The organism is Peribacillus sp. YIM B13481, from assembly GCF_042787985.1.
Taxonomy (GTDB): domain Bacteria; phylum Bacillota; class Bacilli; order Bacillales; family DSM-1321; genus Peribacillus; species Peribacillus simplex_A.
Map to the genome: position 1 here is coordinate 108,817 of NZ_JBHZPE010000003.1, position 13,231 is coordinate 122,047.

A 13,231-nucleotide genomic window follows, 5' to 3' on the forward strand; every position below is an offset into this window, starting at 1 on the left:
CACGGAGGAAATGTTTCACTATTGGTCAACAAAACGAAGGTTATTGAACTAGAAGAGGTTAGGCCATAAAGAGTTTATCGAAAGACTCAACATTTCCGTAAGTCATCTGAGAAAAATTAAAAAAGGTGAAGGTATGCCTAACTTGAAACTAGTCGCTAGAATAGCCAAAGCTCTTGATTGTTCTTTAGACAATCTATTTTTTTAAGATGTTGTTGAGTTATAGTTCAACTAAAAAGGAGGATAAAAAATGGAAAAAAAAGACTACCCAATGGTTTTAACAGCAGAAGACCTATCCAAAATTTTAGGGATTAGCAAGCGAGTAGCATATGAAATTATGGATGAAAACGGGTTTCCTTTAATCCGTATCCGTCGTTCAAAGTATGTAAATCGTGAGGATTTCTTTAATTGGCTAGAAAAGAAAAAAGATGTGAGCTGATGCAACGTTAAAATCCGCACACAAAAAAGTGGAGGAGGAAAAGAAATGGATCAACAAACAAAGGAAAAAATAATGGAATTGGTTTCAGAAGCCTTGGATAAAAATGCTTATGTAAATATTCACTTTACACAATTTGAAAAAACTAATGATTTCAAACCGGTGTTTAAAAATGATGTAGAGAGCAAGGCGAAAGAGCTTGCTGAAATGTTGTCTGTTAATGTCCAAGAAACAGATAGTTTGGTAGTAGATAATGATACCATTCGCTTTTGCTTTAGTTATTTACCACCAGAAAATGCTGCTAGATTCATGGAAGAGGATGTGTGGATTGATGAATCCAAACTCAGATGACCAAATTTTCTATTTCCTATGCTTCTGTTACTATCAAGGATTTCTCCCGAACTTCGATACACTGTCCGATAAGTTTCCAGAAACCGATTGGGATGTATTACAGCGTGAGCTAAAAAGTTTTGCCAATATTCATGAAATGGATGGAATCAAAATAGGAGGGATTTTAGCATGAAACCATTAGAAAACTTATTAGAAGAAATGAACCAAAGTGAAGAGTTAGATTTTCAACAGGTATTTGCCGTAACTGATTTAGAAACAGCAACAGAAGCTAACCACAGAATTTCATATTTTGAAGATCGCAAACAAGAAATTGACGCTATAATCGAAAAACAAATTGCGCCATTCCTTGATAAGATTGAAAAAGTCAAATCTTGGGGTGAAGAAGCTAAGAAAGAGTTTATCGAAAAACAGGCTCACTATTCTATTCATCTGGAAATGTATTTGCGTGAAGAGGTCAAAAAACAAATTGATTCAGGAAAGAAACCTAAGAAAACTATTTCATTGCCTTATGGGAAAATCTCATTAAAAAAACAGCAACCTGAGTTCAAAAAGGATGATGAATTGCTGATGAATTATGCAAAGGAAAATGGGTTTATTAAAGTGAAGGAGTCTCTTGATTGGGAAGGTATTAAGAAACAATCTACAGCTCATGAGGGTGTTTTGATTGACGAACAAGGTCAACTTATTCCTGGGGTAAAAGTTGTTGAACGTCCAGAAAAATTTGATTTGAAATTGGATTGAGACAGAAAGACTGCCATCTATTCTGCCTCTGAAAAACATATTCGCACACATTATAACACGAAAGGATGATCAGTATGAAAACTTCTGAAAACATCGTGGAGATCGCCAAGGCTTTAGCTGCATTCCAATCTGAGGTAAAACAGCCTGAGAAGGATGGGAGTAACCCTCATTTCAAATCCAAGTATGTAACGCTGGACGGTACCGTTAAGGCAATAAATGAATGCGCTCCTAAACACGGCCTATCTTACACACAAATGCCAGTAAGTGACGCAAATGGCATTGGTGTAGTAACAATCATGTTTCACTCAAGTGGTCAGTTTTTCGAGTTTGATCCGTTTATTCTTCCACTCGATAAAAAGACAGCTCAAGGTGTAGGGTCTGCCCTAACGTATGCCAAACGTTATTCGCTATCAGCTGCATTCGGAATAGTCAGTGACGTTGATGATGACGGAAACGAAGCGAGTGATAATGCATCTCAAAAACAAAGCACAGGTGGTCAACAGCCTTTAGCTTCTGAAAAGCAATTAAACCTTATTAACAAGCTATTAAAGGACGTTTCAGCTGATAAGGGCATCTCTGCGGAGGAAGCCTATAAAATCCTTAAAACGCGCTTTAAAAAGGATATGGAATGGTACTCAGTTGAGGATGCAAGTAAGGCGATCGCTCTTCTTAATAAATCATTAGAAAGAAAGGGGGCTTAGTATGCTGATTATCAATGTCTTTTTGCTCTATATCTTAGTTTTGGGTGTTGGATTTATTACAAATATGGTGATGAATGATGAACGATAAATCCCCTCAATTCATTTGTACCGACTGTGTTTTTGTCTTCCTGTTGCTAACACCGATTGGCCGCGGTTATCGAAAGTTTTGTCCGAAGTGCGGCGATTTTGTATCAGTGCAAAAATTTGAAACTAAAGTTAAAAAGAAGAAGCGTCAAATTTGGAGCGATGAGGAATTAAGCTATATTGATCGATGTATTGCAGGGGAAATACTAACCTATCAGTTAGCTACAAAATTAGGAAGGACGCCTCAATCTATAAAACGTAGAAAACAAAGGCGTATAGCAGAGTTAGCAATGAAATCGTGAACGGGAGACACAAACTGTGCGATAAAAAGGCGACGGAATAGTGCCCATCACCTTTATTTTTCTTTTGGAGGATTATTGTGTTGATAATTTAAAAACTTAACAACAGGTTGATCCTTCGGATTGAATTCTTTATTATTCAAAATTGGATCCACACCAAGAGTTATTGTATCAGTTCCTAAATACTTTGTTTTCTCTTTTGGAACATATGCAGAGTAGGTTAATACAGTAAATTTTAAAATATAGCTATGGCTGTATTCTCGTCCTTTTTCACTCTGTAACAATTCAACAACATCGTAATTCTTGTCCCACCAATCATATCCTATTCTTATTGAGTCATCATTATAATAATCCTTTACTGCTGTGACAATTTCATCCTGGTAAAGTTGAAGGAAAAAATTATCAAAGACTTGTTCCTGTCCTTTAGAATTATGTTGATGGTTTTTTTCGGCTTGAACTGGCAATATATTAGTGCCGATAGCAAGTAAAGCTACAAATACACAAATGAATTTTCTCATTTAACTACCTCCTAAAAGTTATTATTCGTAGTTGGAGAAAGTTAATACTGGAAGATCTAAATATTTATGTCACAGTCCGAATAAAGTGAGCGATAACTAATTCTCATACGGCATATTAGTTAAGGGAAGTTACACTCTGTCAAACGTAATACGTCAACAAAAAAAAGAGGATGCTCAGCATTCACTAAGCAACCTCTTTGCTTTCTTTTTCTCCAACAGTTCCAGGTATTTGAAACCATACAACATGATTTCTTCCATTGCCTGGCTGCGGTTGTTCTTGCGAGTATTAAAGCGGTAATCTTCAATCTTGGAAAGAGTAGATGGATTAAGTGAGATAGTAGTTGTTGGTTTAGAAGAATCTTTACGGATATGCATTTTGGTTCGCTCCTTTATGATTTGGATTTACGTAATACGTTATTAATACATTTGTTTAACACTATTTGTGAAGTACAAGCAGCTCATGAAGTTCACAATCTAAGATGGTACACAATGTTTCTAAAGTATCGTAAGAAATATTATTGTTTTGGTTGTTGTAGAACTTGTCTAATGTACGACGACTAATCGTCATATCTTTCTCCTGGATCATCCGGTGTAATTCAGATATTGATTTTATATTTCTTTCGGCCATGACAATTGCTAAACGATTTCTAATCATTTTTCATATCACCTTTCCATAAAAGTGTGTAATTTTATAATTAGTATATAACTTTTTAACACTTTTATGCAACATTTTATTTTGAAATGAGAAAAAGTTAATACAAAGATTAATAAAATAGTTACAAAGGTAGGGAATATTCATTGCTTAATTTACTACAATAGTGTAAAATTTAATCATGAAAGTAGTAAATAACGGAAGGGAGGGAAATGAATGCCTATCCGTAACAACTTGAAAGTCATCATGGCGCAGCGTGGCGTTAAGTCATACACTCAACTATCTAAGCTGACTGGCTACCACTATGCTACTGTCAGACACTTTGCAATCGGGCTGCATACTCGTTTAGATTCTGGTTTAGTTGAATCGATCTGCGAGCAATTAGATTGCGACATTCAAGATTTACTTTATATAGAAAAGAAAGAAGCTTAAGTGCGCGACTTTGAATTTTCGCGCCTATTATCTATTGAAAGGGGTGAGTTGGAGTAAGGGACATGAAATAAATTAAAGGAGGAAAATGAGTGAATCAATTGCAAAAGGTATTTATTTACGGGGAAAACGAAGTCCGTACAGTTGTTAAAGGAGAAGAAATATGGTTTGTGGGGAAAGATGCAGCATCAATATTAGGTTTCAAAAATAATCGTGATGCAATTTCCACACACGTTCATGAAGATGATAAGGGAGTAGATTCACTCGACACCCTTGGCGGCTCACAAAAAATGACTTTGATAAATGAAAGTGGATTATACGCTTTGATATTTGGTTCTCGCTTAAAAGGAGCTCAACAGTTTAAAAAGTGGGTAACTAAGGAAGTTCTCCCTTCTATTAGAAAACATGGTGTTTTCATGACAGACGATGTACTTGAAAGAACCTTACATGATCCAGACTACATGATTGGATTGCTTACAGCCTTAAAAGAAGAAAAAGTAAAACGGGTTGAAGCAGAAACTACAGTCAGTATTCTAACTCACGTAAACAAAACCTATACAGCCACAGAAATAGCTAAAGAGTTAGGGTTCAAGTCTGCTATCGCTTTAAATAAAAACTTGCAAACTCGTAAGCTTCAATTTCAGCAAAATGGAACATGGGTTTTTTACAGCAAATATGCTGACAAGGGTTATGTTGAGATAAAGCAAGATGTTTTGGATAACGGAAAGGTGATTTACCACCGGAGATTTACACAGATAGGAAGAGAGTTCTTAATCAGGTTATATGGATTAGAACAAAAAAATGCCTAGTTGCTCCAACAACTAGACGGGTTTTAAATGTTTTTATAAGTTTATGCTCTTGTGGCCATTATATACCAAATAAAAATATTTGGCTACAAGAGCGTACGTTCGAAATACACAGTAAGGAGTGTTTACATGGATGTTAAATGGATAAGGTTAAGCACTCATATGTTTGAAGATGAAAAAATTAAATTGATTGAGTCGCTGCCAGAAGCAGACACGATCTTAATTATATGGGTGAAGCTTTTATCTCAAGCAGGTAAGACAAATGCGTCAGGATTTATTTATCTTAATGAGAACATTCCGTTCACAGATGAGATGATTGCGACTATCTTTAATCGTCCGCTTGCGACAGTGAGATTAGCATTAAGTACTCTCAAACAGTTCGGAATGATTGAAATATTAGACAACAATTTCATCAGTATTTGTAATTGGGAAAAGCACCAAAACGTTGCTGGGCTTGAGAAAATCAGAGAACAGACAAGACAGAGGGTTGCTAAACATCGAGAAGCAAAAAGTATCTCATCTTGTAACGTTACAGTAACAGAAAGTAACGCTCTAGAACTAGATAAAGAATTAGATATAGAACTAGATAAAGAAAAAGATAAAAAGAATACCCCTTACTCAAACGAGTTTGAGCAATTCTGGAATATCTATCCTAGGAAAGTGGATAAGAAGAAAGCCTTGAAATCGTTCAAGACAGCTTCTAAGATCCACTCTCTAGAAACTATATTGTCTGGTACACAAAAATATGCACAGCAAGTCCAGAATACAGAAAAGCAATTCATCAAGCACCCTACGACATTCTTAAACAACGATTCATTCATTGATGGATTTGAAGAAGGGGGCGGGCAGTTTGGACAAGATACAAGAAGTTTTAAACAAACTCCAAGAACGAACGGCAGGCAATACGACATTGAACCACCAGAATTCAACTACGAACAAAGGTGAATGCTCTGAATGTAACGGTATGGGCTTCGTAATGTACCTTAAAAACGGTTATGAGTTCGCAAGAGAGTGTAAGTGCCAGGAAGCCATTAAAATGCGAATTAGGTACCAAAACGCGACAATTCCGGAAGAGTACGAAGAATACACTTTCAAAAACTTTGTGATGAGGGAAGATGTTCACGATCTGATGCTAACCAAGATTGTAGAGTATTTAAAAAACTTCCCAACTCAAAAGCCAGAACCTACATGGAAAGATGGCAAACAAGAAAAGTTTAAAGGCCCGTCATTCGGATTCATTGCAACGTTCGGAGAGCAGCGCATTAAAAATATAGGTGATCCTAACGCTAGAAACGATTTGAAGCGCAAACACAATAATTATGGAATCGGAAAAAGCCATTTAACGATAAGCGCAGCTAAATTTCTGCTGAAGAGTGGTTATAGAGTCCAGGTAGTTAGTGACCCTTTATTCATCCAAGATTTAATGACAGCAAAGTTTAACAACGATAAAGGGGAATCTTTCAATAACATCCTATCGAGTGTTACAGCTTATGCGGACTTTGTTATATGGGATGATCTCGGAAAACTGAAATGGACTGAGCCAAGAGAAGATTTATATTATCAGATCTTCAATGAGTTATATAAACAAGGCAAGCCAGTTATTTTCAGCAGTAACGAGGACATAGAAACGCTATCGGATAAAATCGGACAAGCTGCAGCAAGTAGGCTGAAAGGAATGTGTAAAGGATTTCTATATCCAGTAGAGGGGAAGGACCAAAGATAATGTGCATTTGCGAAGGAAACGGAAAGGTTGGAAGTGTGGTGCATGGAATGTGGTTAATTGAGCCTTGCGAATGCAATAAAGGCAATTGGGAAACGACGAGAAAACCTCAGCTTGAAAAAATCCTGAAGGAAGCGAGGGAGCGTCATGAGAGATATGGAAAACAGAGTGATCAAGAATACAGAAGAGAAGTACTTGTACCACAAGCGCCATAACCTTTACATCATGCTAGAGGACGAAGATGTGGATTGGTATTGGGATGAATCGGAAGTCATTGAATTTGATCGGATGTTCAATGAAGGTGCCACTGTATTAGAGCTTTCTCAGCACTTTTGCCGTCCTACAGTTGAAATAGCTTTGCTTACTATTGACCGGGATTTAAAAGGGCTGCTGGGAGTTGGTAAAGATGCAAATTGAAGATATCAAAGTGGAATACGATGACTGCGGACGTGTTAAATTCAACCCAGAACTTCATGAGAATCAAAGAAAGCCATGGAGTGAAGAAGATAAAGAATATCTTTGTAAATATGAATCCATTGATGAGTTGGAAACTGTAGCTATGGCATTGGGAAGAACACGTGGGACAGTAGCGGAAAATCTAAAAAAGTTAAGAAAAAGTGGAGAATTCGAATATTACAAGAACTTAAATAAATTCTGGTGAGGTGGATTGCAAATGGAATTTCGACCAGTACCGAAACCAGTTTCAAAACGTAAAGAGAAGCCGAGATATAAAGAACGTAAGCCGAAGAAAAGAAAGAAGCTTGAAACGTTCAAAGGTCGAACTATTCCGCCAGCTAAGGTAAGGGGATCCATCAGTAAAAAGGAATATGAAAAAGTGATTGGGCTATATGGTCATAACTGTGCTTATTGCTTCAGTTCTTATATTGAAATGCATCATATTTGTTTCCGTTCGCAGCAAGGTAGAGGAACATACAGAAATCTAATACCTCTGTGTAAGGAACATCATGGACTAGCTCATAGAAATCGAGTTTTCACGGATCAACTAAGAAGAGAACGGACCCAGAGTTACGGAGAATGGTACTGGGCTGATAAATTTGACTTATGGAAACAGAATTTAATACCTAACACCACGGATAAGGCATTTGAGGAATTCATGCTAAAAGAAGAGGTGAAGGTCCGTGAAACGATACGTCTTAATCAAGACTGAAAAAGATGTGGACGGAGCATTGTTACAAGTGGTTCAGGTACTGGATAGCAAACCAAACAGGGTGGACTTTATTATCTTTGGTAAAAAATAGCGCAAATAACCCAATTATAATAATACGTCAAATGGGGACCGAACGAAAAGGGGAACGATATGAAATTTTTAGACTTATTCGCCGGTATTGGCGGTTTTAGATTAGGGATGGAGCAAGCAGGGCATGAATGCGTGGGCTATGTAGAGTGGGATAAATTTGCAAGGAAAAGCTATGAAACTATTCATAATACAGAAGGAGAGTGGACTGCGCATGACATCAGAAAAGTTCGAGCAGATGAAATTCCCAGAGCTGACGCTTGGTGTTTTGGATTCCCCTGTACAGATATCTCAATTCAAGGAGAGATGCTTGGATTCAATGGAAGTCGTAGCAGTTTGTTTTTCGCAACTACAAGACTTATTAGAGATACAGAAGAAGAAAATAGACCCTCAACCCTATTTATTGAGAACGTTAAAAACTTACTTAGTATTAATGGAGGGACAGACTTCCTTAAACTTCTCGTTGAATTGGATGAATGTGGGTACGATGTTGAATGGGATGTTATCAATAGTAGAGAGTACAGTGTACCCCAAAACAGGGAAAGAGTGTTCGTTATTGGACATATTAGAGGTGGAGGTACAAGAAAAGTATTTCCTATCAGAAGATCAGATCAAAAGACTGGTGTACCTATAGTTAGAGTTGCTCATGCTAACAACTATCGTCGGTATTGGCTGACATACAACGTTAAAAGTAGTATTGAATGTTTAGATACCATGCAAGGAGGGGGCCGTCAACCTTGTGTACAGCTACCAGATGGCCGAATCAGAAAACTTACACCTCGTGAATGTTGGAGATTACAAGGATTTCCAGATTGGGCATTCGATAAAGCAGCAGAGGTTAATTCCGATAGTCAATTATATAAACAAGCAGGAAATTCAGTGACGGTAAATGTCATTAATGAAATAGCAAAAAGACTAGGGGGAAAATGAATAATGATGAATCGAGTGGTTTTAGTTGGAAGGCTTACAAAAGATCCGGAAATACGCTATACACCTAATGGGGTGCCGGTGGCTACATTTACATTGGCGGTCAATAGAAGCTTTACCAATCAACAGGGAGAGCGAGAAGCGGACTTTATAAATTGTGTCGTATGGAGAAAGCCAGCTGAGAATGCAGCGAATTTCTTAAAGAAAGGTTCACTTGCTGGAGTGGATGGAAAGGTCCAAACCCGTAACTATGAGGGGCAAGATGGGAAGCGTGTCTATGTAACTGAGATACTAGCAGAATCGGTACAGTTTTTAGAGCCTAGGAGCCAAAATACAGGTGGTAACAGTCAAGGGAATACAAATACTTCTGGTAACAAACAAAACAGCTCACAGGGCAATTATATGAGAAATGATGATCCGTTTGCTAATGACGGTACACCAATCGATATCTCAGACGACGATCTTCCGTTTTAATGAGGAGGCCTATATGAAAACATACTTGGCTACCAATAAACAATTAGAAGCAATAACTAAATTTGACTTTGACTGTCCCCCTTCTCTTTTGAGGGAGGTAGTCGAGGAAATGTTAAACAGGAATTTATTCGATCGTATGATAAACAATTGTTTTCAAACAGTATTCGGCAGCATTAGACGGATAAGTGAAGTGTACAAGATGGATTTAGAGGATTTTTTGCAGATAGGACGGACATGTGTATTCGAAGCAATCAAAAGTTATAAGCCAGGTAAAGGAAAGGCATTTTCAAGTTTTGCTTTTGTGGCTATCAAGAATAAATTTTGTGAGTTTATTAGAAATTTGGAAAGAGAAAAGCGTGATCAAAGAAATGAAATTAGTTGGAGTTTTGTTAATGAAGGATTGGACTTAATCAATCTGCTTGAAAGTCCTACTAACGTTGAGAAATACGTAATAAAGAAAATCACTTTAGAGAATTTGCTTAATACATTGACCAAACGGCAAAGGGAAATTGTAGATTTATTCCTTCTGGATTACAACTTTGAGGAAATCGCAGAAATCTTAGGGAGCAAAGGCAAAGGTAGATCTTTAAACAAGACCTATAACGATGCACTCAAAAAAATGAGAAAAGGGGCTTGAATTATGAATTTAACTAAATTATTTGATGCACAAAAAGAATTGGAGAAAGTTGGGTTGTTTAATTATAGAGGCCCAGATCGTTTTGATAAATTGGTTTTAGCCTTGCTGGTGGAGCTTGGGGAATGTGCTAATGAATGGCGCGGCTTTAAGTTTTGGAGTACGGACCAGAAACCAAGGACAAAGGCTTTAAAAAATCAAGTGATGATGGAAGAAGATAAAGTGTATTACAATCCTCTTCTTGAAGAATATGTGGACGGATTGCACTTTGTATTGGGAATCGGTTTGGAAATTGCTCAAAAAATGGATCTTGATGTTAGTGATTACTTTGAAGAGATTAATTCAGATATTGAAAGAGGATACCATAAGGAAGCGAACATAACACAACAATTTAATACGTTATTTCATATTACATCAATAGTAAATTTAGATTTCGAATACTCTGATCTGTTTGCTTATTACTATCACTTGGGTGAAATGCTTGGCTTTGCAGATGAACAGGTGGAACAAGCCTACTTTGAAAAAAACAAAATCAATCACCAACGTCAAAGTGAGGGGTATTGATGACTGAACAAGAACGTGAATCCATGATTGAATGGTTAGCTATGACAGGATATAGCAGAAACTATTACGAGAAAATGAGTGATAAAGAATTAGAGTTTTATTACCGTGAAATGCTGGGGGAAAACAATGGGGAAAATCAACAGTAAGAAAACGATCGCAGGTGGGTTAGTATTCGATTCTCAACTTGAGGCTGAATACTACTTGTACCTAACTAATAATCCAGATGTTAAGCACATTGAAATACAGCCTCAATACACCTTATTAGAGTCTTTCAAGATAAGATGCAGTAAATGTAAAGGGGAGGGCAAAAAGCCTTCTCCTAAGACTGCCAGGATGATTAAATGCAGCACGTGTGATGGGACAGGGAAGAAAAGCCGGCAAGCCTGGACCTATAAAGCTGATTTCAAAGTAACATACATGAACGGTTATGAAGAAGTGGTCGACGTAAAGGGACATCCTAACGAGCGATTCCCACTGGTTAAGAAGATGTGGGAAAAGAAATACGGACAAGAGTTGATCGTGGTGAAGAAAGTAAAAGGTGAATGGAAACGGGGATAGATCATGAACCAGCCTAAGCAGGATTGGACAGAAACCCATTTAATCGAAATCATCAAATATCAAAAGCAATTAGATGTCCTCCCTCATGATGGGATGGAGATAGCACGTATAGAGCTTTTATCCAAAATGCTTATATTCATTGGGAAGTTATCAGCTGAGTTCGCAGAACGGTACAAACGAGTGTATGCCAGCAGGAAGAGAGCGCATGCAGAAGCTTATATTGCAGCAGCTAAGAATAAAGCAGCAGAGGCAGAGCTTGCCGTAATCGATTTAAGGGAAGAAGAAGCAGAAGCATATGGGAACATGAAACGCTGGGGAAATGCTTTTGAAAGTACGAAAGAAGAGATAAACGCTCTGAAATATCGAGTGAGAATCAGTATAGAGGATGGATCAAGTAGGAGGGGAAGCTAATTGGCGACAGCAAGTAAACTTAAAAAACCAACCTTTAAACACATAGAATCAGAGTTATATAGTTATCATGATACTTTGAAAGAAATTCAATTCCTTCGGACTAACATCATGTTTACAAAGGAAAATGATGATGAGAATGTAGGTGGAGGAAGAAGCTCATACATTTCATCTCCTACTGAACAGATTTGTACAAGGTTAGTAACACATAAAAGATTGACTAAACTTGAGGAAATAGCAAACGCCATAGAGAAGGTTTATACAGGTTTACCTGAGGACCATAGAAAACTAATTGAACTAAAATTTTGGAGTAAACCCCAAATATATACATGGGATGGCATTGCTGGTAAACTACATGTTAGCAAGAGACAAGCAATGAGGTGGAGAGATGAAATTATTCAAATTACGGCAGAAGTCCTTGGGTGGAGATGATGATGATATCCCAAAGGAAAGAACTGAGTACAAGAAATCAGAGTTGGAAGCAAGTTCAGAATTAATAATTTTCTTCATTGGAATTTCTATAATGATTTTAGGGACTTTAAATTCTATTCGACCAGTTCCTAAAGAGTTTCTTTTAGGGGCAACATTAGCGGGTTTATTTTTCGCTTTTTCTGATTACTATTTATTAAAAATTAAATTTTTTAGAACTGACTTAATTATCAATTTAACTTTTATCTTCCTTGGGGTTTTCTGTTTCTTTTTACTCCCTGTAATACTAATTACGTTTCCGAGTTTATTCAATGTTTTTGGGCAATTTGGAGACATAGCAACATTTCTTGCGTTAGGTTTGGTTGTATCAGGTTTAGGTCTGAAAACTTATTCATCAAAAAGAAATTTTCTATTAGAAACTAAGGCAGATTTATTAGAATTAAAAGAAAGAAATGAAGATCTTCGAGAAAATTATAAAAAACAACAAGCTGTATATGAATCTATACTACAAGATATGAAGATATCAAATGAAAAAATATCTGAATTGGAGCAACTAGCACAACAGCTTGAAAACCGTAAAAATAATGAGTAGAAATAGATTGACACTTTCATGTCACTTTTGCCTTCAAATTCCATGATATTATGATATTATGCAAATTTATTGAAAGGGATATTGGTGATTCCTTTCTAATTCGATATTAAAAGGCGACTCACTCATGTGGTCGCCTTTTCCTTTTACTTACATTATCTACCTCAGAAATATCAAAAAGTTTGCTACGCATTCCGTCTTTCGTTGAATATATATCATAACCGTCTATCCATTGGGTAGGCGCTTTTTCATATTCCTTGTAAACTAGGCATACAGAAATACATGATCCACAACACATAGAAGTGATTGTAAAGTCTTGTGCCTAGTTTAGAGTGAATATACAAGAAGGAAAATAGTCCCTTTTGTCGAATTAGTGTAGGTGAAAGGGGGGAGCAACAATGAATATATCTGGTCAAATGCTTTGGGATATAGCGATAGACAAAGAAGAATCGCTTGCGGATACGATATCTAAACTTATAGATGAAGCAGAGCTAACATTAGGTGAGAATCAATACCTAGTTGTTCATCAAATAACTAAAAGAAACGATGAATTATATACTGTAGTACTTTATAGGGTTGAATACTAAAAGGTTAGCATCCATTAATTTGGGTGCTTTTTATTTGCAGGAAAATAGTACCTTCTGTCGAATTAATTAGGC

General features: G+C 36.8%; 27 protein-coding genes. 24 read left to right on the plus strand and 3 right to left on the minus strand.

Annotation, left to right across the window (positions count from 1 at the left end; translation table 11 throughout):
* The first annotated feature begins 76 nt into the window (after window positions 1–76).
* The 7 genes from ACFX4X_RS03460 to ACFX4X_RS03490 all read left to right on the plus strand — a co-directional run bounded on the left by ACFX4X_RS03460 (window position 77) and on the right by ACFX4X_RS03490 (window position 2,612).
* Window positions 77–205, plus strand: coding sequence for a helix-turn-helix domain-containing protein (locus tag ACFX4X_RS03460; protein WP_377381860.1), 129 nt, complete (start codon window positions 77–79; stop codon window positions 203–205).
* A gap of 42 nt (window positions 206–247) precedes the next feature.
* Entirely contained in the window at window positions 248–436 is a 189-nt protein-coding gene (locus ACFX4X_RS03465; protein ID WP_377381564.1) for a helix-turn-helix domain-containing protein, read from the plus strand.
* 45 nt (window positions 437–481) lie between these two features.
* Complete coding sequence (locus ACFX4X_RS03470) at window positions 482–784, plus strand: hypothetical protein (RefSeq protein ID WP_377381567.1); 303 nt, start codon at window positions 482–484, stop codon at window positions 782–784.
* Window positions 765–956, plus strand: coding sequence for a hypothetical protein (locus ACFX4X_RS03475; RefSeq protein WP_377381570.1), 192 nt, complete (start codon window positions 765–767; stop codon window positions 954–956). The genes ACFX4X_RS03470 and ACFX4X_RS03475 overlap by 20 nt, the downstream gene beginning before the upstream one ends.
* Window positions 953–1,525 (plus strand): host-nuclease inhibitor Gam family protein, encoded by a 573-nt coding sequence (locus ACFX4X_RS03480; protein ID WP_377381573.1) that lies wholly within the window; start codon window positions 953–955, stop codon window positions 1,523–1,525. Before ACFX4X_RS03475 ends, ACFX4X_RS03480 begins: the two co-directional genes overlap by 4 nt.
* Window positions 1,526–1,599: 74 nt before the next feature.
* Window positions 1,600–2,226 (plus strand): ERF family protein, encoded by a 627-nt coding sequence (locus ACFX4X_RS03485; protein WP_377381576.1) that lies wholly within the window; start codon window positions 1,600–1,602, stop codon window positions 2,224–2,226.
* Between the two features lie 77 nt (window positions 2,227–2,303).
* Entirely contained in the window at window positions 2,304–2,612 is a 309-nt protein-coding gene (locus tag ACFX4X_RS03490; protein ID WP_377381579.1) for a hypothetical protein, read from the plus strand.
* Between the two features lie 53 nt (window positions 2,613–2,665).
* On the opposite strand, the gene ACFX4X_RS03495 is transcribed toward ACFX4X_RS03490, so the two are convergent.
* From ACFX4X_RS03495 to ACFX4X_RS03505, 3 genes are all read right to left on the minus strand, one after another.
* Window positions 2,666–3,127, minus strand: coding sequence for a hypothetical protein (locus ACFX4X_RS03495; RefSeq protein WP_377381581.1), 462 nt, complete (start codon window positions 3,125–3,127; stop codon window positions 2,666–2,668).
* A gap of 174 nt (window positions 3,128–3,301) precedes the next feature.
* Window positions 3,302–3,502 carry a hypothetical protein gene (locus ACFX4X_RS03500; RefSeq protein WP_377381584.1) on the minus strand — a complete coding sequence of 67 codons (201 nt, stop codon included), beginning with the start codon at window positions 3,500–3,502 and terminating at the stop codon, window positions 3,302–3,304.
* A 61-nt stretch (window positions 3,503–3,563) separates the two neighbouring features.
* Window positions 3,564–3,782, minus strand: coding sequence for a helix-turn-helix domain-containing protein (locus ACFX4X_RS03505; protein ID WP_377381587.1), 219 nt, complete (start codon window positions 3,780–3,782; stop codon window positions 3,564–3,566).
* Window positions 3,783–3,995: 213 nt separating this feature from the next.
* On the opposite strand from ACFX4X_RS03505, the gene ACFX4X_RS03510 reads away from it, so the two are divergent.
* From ACFX4X_RS03510 to ACFX4X_RS03590, 17 genes are all read left to right on the plus strand, one after another.
* Window positions 3,996–4,211, plus strand: coding sequence for a helix-turn-helix domain-containing protein (locus ACFX4X_RS03510; RefSeq protein ID WP_377381589.1), 216 nt, complete (start codon window positions 3,996–3,998; stop codon window positions 4,209–4,211).
* An 89-nt stretch (window positions 4,212–4,300) separates the two neighbouring features.
* Window positions 4,301–5,017, plus strand: coding sequence for a BRO family protein (locus ACFX4X_RS03515; protein WP_377381591.1), 717 nt, complete (start codon window positions 4,301–4,303; stop codon window positions 5,015–5,017).
* Between the two features lie 126 nt (window positions 5,018–5,143).
* Window positions 5,144–5,959, plus strand: a complete 816-nt coding sequence (locus tag ACFX4X_RS03520) for a phage replisome organizer N-terminal domain-containing protein (protein WP_377381594.1) — start codon at window positions 5,144–5,146, stop codon at window positions 5,957–5,959.
* Complete coding sequence (locus ACFX4X_RS03525) at window positions 5,865–6,737, plus strand: DnaA ATPase domain-containing protein (RefSeq protein WP_377381597.1); 873 nt, start codon at window positions 5,865–5,867, stop codon at window positions 6,735–6,737. The genes ACFX4X_RS03520 and ACFX4X_RS03525 overlap by 95 nt, the downstream gene beginning before the upstream one ends.
* Window positions 6,738–6,881: 144 nt before the next feature.
* Window positions 6,882–7,151, plus strand: a complete 270-nt coding sequence (locus ACFX4X_RS03530; RefSeq protein WP_377381600.1) for a hypothetical protein — start codon at window positions 6,882–6,884, stop codon at window positions 7,149–7,151.
* Entirely contained in the window at window positions 7,141–7,395 is a 255-nt protein-coding gene (locus ACFX4X_RS03535; RefSeq protein WP_377381602.1) for a hypothetical protein, read from the plus strand. The genes ACFX4X_RS03530 and ACFX4X_RS03535 overlap by 11 nt, the downstream gene beginning before the upstream one ends.
* Before the next feature lie 12 nt (window positions 7,396–7,407).
* Window positions 7,408–7,902 carry an HNH endonuclease signature motif containing protein gene (locus ACFX4X_RS03540; protein WP_377381605.1) on the plus strand — a complete coding sequence of 165 codons (495 nt, stop codon included), beginning with the start codon at window positions 7,408–7,410 and terminating at the stop codon, window positions 7,900–7,902.
* A gap of 150 nt (window positions 7,903–8,052) precedes the next feature.
* Window positions 8,053–8,919 carry a DNA cytosine methyltransferase gene (locus ACFX4X_RS03545; protein ID WP_377381608.1) on the plus strand — a complete coding sequence of 289 codons (867 nt, stop codon included), beginning with the start codon at window positions 8,053–8,055 and terminating at the stop codon, window positions 8,917–8,919.
* Between the two features lie 3 nt (window positions 8,920–8,922).
* Complete coding sequence (gene ssb / locus ACFX4X_RS03550) at window positions 8,923–9,390, plus strand: single-stranded DNA-binding protein (protein WP_377381611.1); 468 nt, start codon at window positions 8,923–8,925, stop codon at window positions 9,388–9,390.
* A gap of 136 nt (window positions 9,391–9,526) precedes the next feature.
* Window positions 9,527–10,027 (plus strand): sigma-70 family RNA polymerase sigma factor, encoded by a 501-nt coding sequence (locus ACFX4X_RS03555; RefSeq protein WP_377381862.1) that lies wholly within the window; start codon window positions 9,527–9,529, stop codon window positions 10,025–10,027.
* 3 nt (window positions 10,028–10,030) lie between these two features.
* The gene (locus ACFX4X_RS03560; protein WP_377381613.1) at window positions 10,031–10,588 is read left to right on the plus strand and encodes a dUTP diphosphatase; all 558 of its coding nucleotides are present in this window, start codon (window positions 10,031–10,033) and stop codon (window positions 10,586–10,588) included.
* The gene (locus tag ACFX4X_RS03565) at window positions 10,588–10,734 is read left to right on the plus strand and encodes a BH0509 family protein (protein ID WP_377381615.1); all 147 of its coding nucleotides are present in this window, start codon (window positions 10,588–10,590) and stop codon (window positions 10,732–10,734) included. The genes ACFX4X_RS03560 and ACFX4X_RS03565 overlap by 1 nt, the downstream gene beginning before the upstream one ends.
* Window positions 10,715–11,146, plus strand: a complete 432-nt coding sequence (locus ACFX4X_RS03570; RefSeq protein ID WP_377381617.1) for a DUF1064 domain-containing protein — start codon at window positions 10,715–10,717, stop codon at window positions 11,144–11,146. Before ACFX4X_RS03565 ends, ACFX4X_RS03570 begins: the two co-directional genes overlap by 20 nt.
* Before the next feature lie 3 nt (window positions 11,147–11,149).
* A complete protein-coding gene (locus tag ACFX4X_RS03575; RefSeq protein ID WP_377381619.1) occupies window positions 11,150–11,557 on the plus strand; it encodes a hypothetical protein in 408 nt (135 codons plus the stop codon).
* Complete coding sequence (locus tag ACFX4X_RS03580; protein WP_377381622.1) at window positions 11,558–11,986, plus strand: transcriptional regulator; 429 nt, start codon at window positions 11,558–11,560, stop codon at window positions 11,984–11,986.
* A complete protein-coding gene (locus tag ACFX4X_RS03585) occupies window positions 11,943–12,575 on the plus strand; it encodes a hypothetical protein (RefSeq protein ID WP_377381625.1) in 633 nt (210 codons plus the stop codon). Before ACFX4X_RS03580 ends, ACFX4X_RS03585 begins: the two co-directional genes overlap by 44 nt.
* A 395-nt stretch (window positions 12,576–12,970) precedes the next feature.
* A complete protein-coding gene (locus tag ACFX4X_RS03590) occupies window positions 12,971–13,159 on the plus strand; it encodes a hypothetical protein (protein WP_377381628.1) in 189 nt (62 codons plus the stop codon).
* Window positions 13,160–13,231: the final 72 nt, after the last annotated feature.

Excerpts from the sequence above, each read along its gene's own strand:
- ACFX4X_RS03465 (WP_377381564.1), top strand. The coding sequence starts at position 248 with ATGGAAAAAAAAGACTACCCAATGGTTTTAACAGCAGAAGACCTATCC.
- ACFX4X_RS03470 (WP_377381567.1), top strand. The coding sequence starts at position 482 with ATGGATCAACAAACAAAGGAAAAAATAATGGAATTGGTTTCAGAAGCC.
- ACFX4X_RS03475 (WP_377381570.1), top strand. The coding sequence starts at position 765 with ATGAATCCAAACTCAGATGACCAAATTTTCTATTTCCTATGCTTCTGT.
- ACFX4X_RS03480 (WP_377381573.1), top strand. The coding sequence starts at position 953 with ATGAAACCATTAGAAAACTTATTAGAAGAAATGAACCAAAGTGAAGAG.
- ACFX4X_RS03485 (WP_377381576.1), top strand. The coding sequence starts at position 1,600 with ATGAAAACTTCTGAAAACATCGTGGAGATCGCCAAGGCTTTAGCTGCA.
- ACFX4X_RS03490 (WP_377381579.1), top strand. The coding sequence starts at position 2,304 with ATGAACGATAAATCCCCTCAATTCATTTGTACCGACTGTGTTTTTGTC.
- ACFX4X_RS03495 (WP_377381581.1), bottom strand. The coding sequence starts at position 3,127 with ATGAGAAAATTCATTTGTGTATTTGTAGCTTTACTTGCTATCGGCACT.
- ACFX4X_RS03500 (WP_377381584.1), bottom strand. The coding sequence starts at position 3,502 with ATGCATATCCGTAAAGATTCTTCTAAACCAACAACTACTATCTCACTT.
- ACFX4X_RS03505 (WP_377381587.1), bottom strand. The coding sequence starts at position 3,782 with ATGATTAGAAATCGTTTAGCAATTGTCATGGCCGAAAGAAATATAAAA.
- ACFX4X_RS03510 (WP_377381589.1), top strand. The coding sequence starts at position 3,996 with ATGCCTATCCGTAACAACTTGAAAGTCATCATGGCGCAGCGTGGCGTT.
- ACFX4X_RS03520 (WP_377381594.1), top strand. The coding sequence starts at position 5,144 with ATGGATGTTAAATGGATAAGGTTAAGCACTCATATGTTTGAAGATGAA.
- ACFX4X_RS03530 (WP_377381600.1), top strand. The coding sequence starts at position 6,882 with ATGAGAGATATGGAAAACAGAGTGATCAAGAATACAGAAGAGAAGTAC.
- ACFX4X_RS03535 (WP_377381602.1), top strand. The coding sequence starts at position 7,141 with ATGCAAATTGAAGATATCAAAGTGGAATACGATGACTGCGGACGTGTT.
- ACFX4X_RS03540 (WP_377381605.1), top strand. The coding sequence starts at position 7,408 with ATGGAATTTCGACCAGTACCGAAACCAGTTTCAAAACGTAAAGAGAAG.
- ACFX4X_RS03545 (WP_377381608.1), top strand. The coding sequence starts at position 8,053 with ATGAAATTTTTAGACTTATTCGCCGGTATTGGCGGTTTTAGATTAGGG.
- ssb (WP_377381611.1), top strand. The coding sequence starts at position 8,923 with ATGATGAATCGAGTGGTTTTAGTTGGAAGGCTTACAAAAGATCCGGAA.
- ACFX4X_RS03555 (WP_377381862.1), top strand. The coding sequence starts at position 9,527 with ATGATAAACAATTGTTTTCAAACAGTATTCGGCAGCATTAGACGGATA.
- ACFX4X_RS03560 (WP_377381613.1), top strand. The coding sequence starts at position 10,031 with ATGAATTTAACTAAATTATTTGATGCACAAAAAGAATTGGAGAAAGTT.
- ACFX4X_RS03565 (WP_377381615.1), top strand. The coding sequence starts at position 10,588 with ATGACTGAACAAGAACGTGAATCCATGATTGAATGGTTAGCTATGACA.
- ACFX4X_RS03570 (WP_377381617.1), top strand. The coding sequence starts at position 10,715 with ATGGGGAAAATCAACAGTAAGAAAACGATCGCAGGTGGGTTAGTATTC.
- ACFX4X_RS03575 (WP_377381619.1), top strand. The coding sequence starts at position 11,150 with ATGAACCAGCCTAAGCAGGATTGGACAGAAACCCATTTAATCGAAATC.
- ACFX4X_RS03585 (WP_377381625.1), top strand. The coding sequence starts at position 11,943 with ATGAAATTATTCAAATTACGGCAGAAGTCCTTGGGTGGAGATGATGAT.
- ACFX4X_RS03590 (WP_377381628.1), top strand. The coding sequence starts at position 12,971 with ATGAATATATCTGGTCAAATGCTTTGGGATATAGCGATAGACAAAGAA.